This window comes from Pseudomonas lundensis (assembly GCF_002269125.1).
GTDB lineage: Bacteria > Pseudomonadota > Gammaproteobacteria > Pseudomonadales > Pseudomonadaceae > Aquipseudomonas > Aquipseudomonas lundensis_A.
The window spans coordinates 1-3,544 of the sequence record NZ_NQKI01000072.1; the positions used below are offsets into that span (position 1 = coordinate 1).

A 3,544-nucleotide genomic window follows, 5' to 3' on the forward strand; every position below is an offset into this window, starting at 1 on the left:
CCTCGCCGCCCAGGGCGAGGTGCGCAGCCGTGCTGACGTGCTCGAAAAGTTGACAGGAGCAGGCTTCCAGGTGGCCCGCGAAACCAAGTCGTCTATCAGCATCGCCGACCCGGACGGCGGCAAGAACATACGCCTCAAGGGGGCCCTCTATGAGCGGGATTTCAGACTTGGCCCGGAGCTTCGAGGAGAAATCGAAGCAGCAAGCCAGCGATATCGAGACGGGCGTGACGAACGCCTACAAACAGCACGAACAGACCTTGCTCGCGGCATTGAGATCAAGCGAACAGAGCTTGAGCGGCGCCATCCAGGCCCGCGAGAAGATCCTCAGCGAGCTTTTGAGCGCGACCGAGGCCAACACCAGGGCGCTAGTCCTATCGGGCTGGAAATGGCTCGCAGGGAGCCTGCTGGCGGTCATCCTGGCCGCGAGCGGGGCCCTGTGGTGGACAGGGCAGACCGTGGCGGAGAATTTCCAGCTCATCGAGCAGCAGAAGGCCACGATGGCCCGCGCCCAGGCGTTGGGGATGGAGTTCGTCTTCGACGGAAAAGACGAGTACCTCCTCCTGCCCAAAGGGAAGAAGGCGTCCAGCGGATGGAATTTCAAGGACCTAGGCCGAGAGGCCGTGAAGTTGGAGAAGTAGGTTATGACGGAGATCGAGAAGGCCTTGCTAGACGCCTTGCAGAGTTTACAGAGCGAGCACGAGCAGCAGCTGAGCAGTTTCGCCGAGACCTTGCAAAGTATGCGGATCGAGCACGCGAAGGGCTCGAAGCTGTGGGCCGAAGCTGCCGCGATCTTGCAGGGGCAGTACGAGCGCAGCCAGACAGAGAACATGGCCCTGTTGCAGCAGGTGCAGAGCTTGAGCGGGCAGGTGAACGACTTGGCGCAGCGCGTAGAGGGTTTGAGCCGCGCGCTCAGGAAGTGATCCAGGAGCGCCAGCGGCATAAGTCGCGCAGCGGGCCCACCTTGGGTTAGGCTGGACCCCAGAAAAAACAAAACCCCCGTGCTCTGCAATCTTGGCGGATGAGAGAGCGACGGGGGCCCCGCAAGAGCATTGGAGTGCCCTTGAACGTGTCGAAAGCATATCACGCCACCACCGCAGATCAACCAGGACAACTCGACTTGTTCCGGGAGCGCCTGCCTGCCAAGCCGTATCACACTGACGATCTGAGCACCGGGCTCTTGGTGCGCAGCGCCGAGCGTGCCGCCCTGGCGCGGTACATCCAGCCCAATGGCCCCACGCATAAATATTGGCTGGTCTACGACATCGACCGCCCAGGCGCTGCGATGGACTGGAGCGACCGCAACTGCCCGCCGCCCTCGATCACGGCCATGAATCCCGCCAATGGACACGCCCACCTGATCTACGGCCTAGAAACCCCCGTCAGAACTGCGCCTGACGCGAAATCTGACCCAATCAGGTACGCGGGAGCCATAGATTCCACGCTACAGCAGGCCCTTGGTGCTGATCCGCAGTACAGCGGTCTGATCTGCAAGAACCCCTTGCACCCCCACTGGATCGTGAAAGCTTGGGAGCCGCGCCTGTACACGCTGAACGATTTGGACAGCTGGCTCGATCTGAGCAGCGCGAAAGACAGGCGCAAGCGCCTGCCTGCCTACGGGCTGGGTCGCAACTGCAATCTGTTCGATCAGCTCAGCCTGTGGGCGTACAGGGCCATACGGCAGGGCTGGCCGGGCTATGAGCAATGGTTGGTGGCTTGCCTACAGAGGGCTCTCATGTACAACGCTGGGTTTCCTTGCCCCCTGGATCATCAGGAGGTGAAACACATAGCCAAGTCAGTGGCCCGATACACCCACACCCGCTTCACGCCAGAGGGGTTCAGCGCATGGCAGGCAGCGCAGGGACGCAAAGGCGGGCGCGTATCAAAGCGCAACCCCGTACCCGATTCGGAGCAAACGCTAGAGCCCTGGCGCGCTCTCGGCATCTCTCGGGCGACCTACTACCGCAAGAAGACTACGGGGACGCCATGACGGAAGTCGATTTCCTAAGCCAGTGCCTAGAGCTAGGAGCGCAGCGCCGCTACGCGAACAAATGGCCCTATCTGATGTTCAAGGAGCGGTACGGGCGCGAGGCCAGCAGAGAGACCAAGAAGGCCGCATCCGCGCAGTATTGCGGCGAGGTGCAGGAAATATCAGACGAGTTACTGGACTGGCTGGACGCCTATTGGCGCAAATCCTTCGCTGCGCGTGAGACTGGATAAGCCTTATCAGATAATAGCCCCGTTTACGGGGGCTCCAGCTGTGCCCCTCCAGATGTAAATCCCCCCGCTCTTCACAAGTCCAGGTGGTCGCCAGTGCAGTGACCGAAGGGCGCTGTGATGGTGAACGCCCAACAAGCAAAGCGCGTTAGCCTCCAACTCAACCAACCCCTGATCTAGAGTCTCTGTTACCTTCTGACACTTGCACGGCTTTTGATTCTAAGCCAGGATACACAGAGGGCCCTCCCGGCGCTTCGCTTGGTCGGTTCCTCTGTGACCTGGTTCAGGGGGCGTGCCGCCCCCCGAAACCCCCCAGCCGGCCCCCGCCGCCGCGGACTAAAGTCCGCAACGTCGCGGGCCTCGACCAAGAGCCAGAGCCATGACCGAGCCAAAGCGCGAGAAGATCATCAAGGTGCGGGTGTCCCCCGAAGAGTTGGCCACCCTCCAGATGCACAGCACCAGGACGGAGCTGGCCCGCTGGATGCGGGAGAGCTGCCTAAACCCCGGTCAGACCGATCTAGTCCGTGACCTGCGCGGCGTGGCTCCGGCGGCTGATCCCGAGTTGCTGCGCCAGTTGGCGAGCATCGGGAACAACCTCAACCAGATCGCCCGCAAGGTGAACACCGCCGAGTGGGGCGCTGTTGATCGAGTCCAGGTCATAGGCGCCCTGGCCGGGGTTGAGCGTGAGTTGGCCGAACTGCGAGCGCTGTACAAGTGATCGTGAAGTTCCACGCCAGGGGCACTGGTGGTGGCAAGGGGCCGACGCAGTACCTGCTGGGCCGGGACGGTCAGCGGGAGGGGGCAACGCTACTGCGTGGCGATCCCGAGCAGGTGGCCGCGCTGATCGACTCCAGCCGGTACGCCAAGAAGTACACCAGCGGCGTGCTGAGCTTTGCCGAAGCGGATCTACCGCCAGAGCAGAAGCGAGCCCTGATGGACAGCTTCGAGCAAGCGCTACTGCCCGGCCTAGAGGCCCGACAGTACAGCTGCCTATGGGTTGAGCACCAAGACAAGGGACGATTAGAGCTTAACTTCGTCATCCCCAACCTGGAGCTGACCGAGGGCAAGCGCTTGCAGCCCTACTACCACGTTGCCGATCAGCGCCGGGTCGATGCCTGGGCGACGGTTCAGCGCGCCGAGCTGGGTCTTTCCGACCCGAAAGACCCAGCTCGCAGGCGGGCCCTTATAACGCCCCGCGACCTGCCGCCAGAGCGTCAGCAGGTCGCGCAGCAGATCACGGACGGGCTGCTGGCCCTCGCCGCCCAGGGCGAGGTGCGCAGCCGTGCTGACGTGCTCGAAAAGTTGACAGGAGCAGGCTTCCAGGTGGCCC

The 3,544-nt window shown here is 62.6% G+C and carries 6 protein-coding genes; all 6 read left to right on the forward strand.

Annotated features, from left to right (window positions below):
• The first annotated feature begins 149 nt into the window (after positions 1-149).
• A complete protein-coding gene (locus tag CJF39_RS22350) occupies positions 150-638 on the forward strand; it encodes an MbeB family mobilization protein (protein WP_094995338.1) in 489 nt (162 codons plus the stop codon).
• 3 nt (positions 639-641) lie between these two features.
• Complete coding sequence (locus CJF39_RS22355) at positions 642-920, forward strand: MbeD/MobD family mobilization/exclusion protein (protein WP_094995339.1); 279 nt, start codon at positions 642-644, stop codon at positions 918-920.
• A gap of 146 nt (positions 921-1,066) precedes the next feature.
• On the forward strand, positions 1,067-1,987 hold the full coding sequence (locus tag CJF39_RS22360) for a replication initiation protein (protein WP_249275422.1): 921 nt from the start codon (positions 1,067-1,069) through the stop codon (positions 1,985-1,987).
• The gene (locus tag CJF39_RS22365) at positions 1,984-2,217 is read left to right on the forward strand and encodes a hypothetical protein (protein WP_094995341.1); all 234 of its coding nucleotides are present in this window, start codon (positions 1,984-1,986) and stop codon (positions 2,215-2,217) included. The genes CJF39_RS22360 and CJF39_RS22365 overlap by 4 nt, the downstream gene beginning before the upstream one ends.
• Positions 2,218-2,593: 376 nt before the next feature.
• A complete protein-coding gene (locus CJF39_RS22370) occupies positions 2,594-2,932 on the forward strand; it encodes a MobC family plasmid mobilization relaxosome protein (protein WP_094995342.1) in 339 nt (112 codons plus the stop codon).
• Positions 2,929-3,544 (forward strand): relaxase/mobilization nuclease domain-containing protein (locus CJF39_RS22375; RefSeq protein ID WP_170942724.1); only part of this gene is annotated, 616 nt, incomplete at its 3' end. The genes CJF39_RS22370 and CJF39_RS22375, both read left to right, overlap by 4 nt.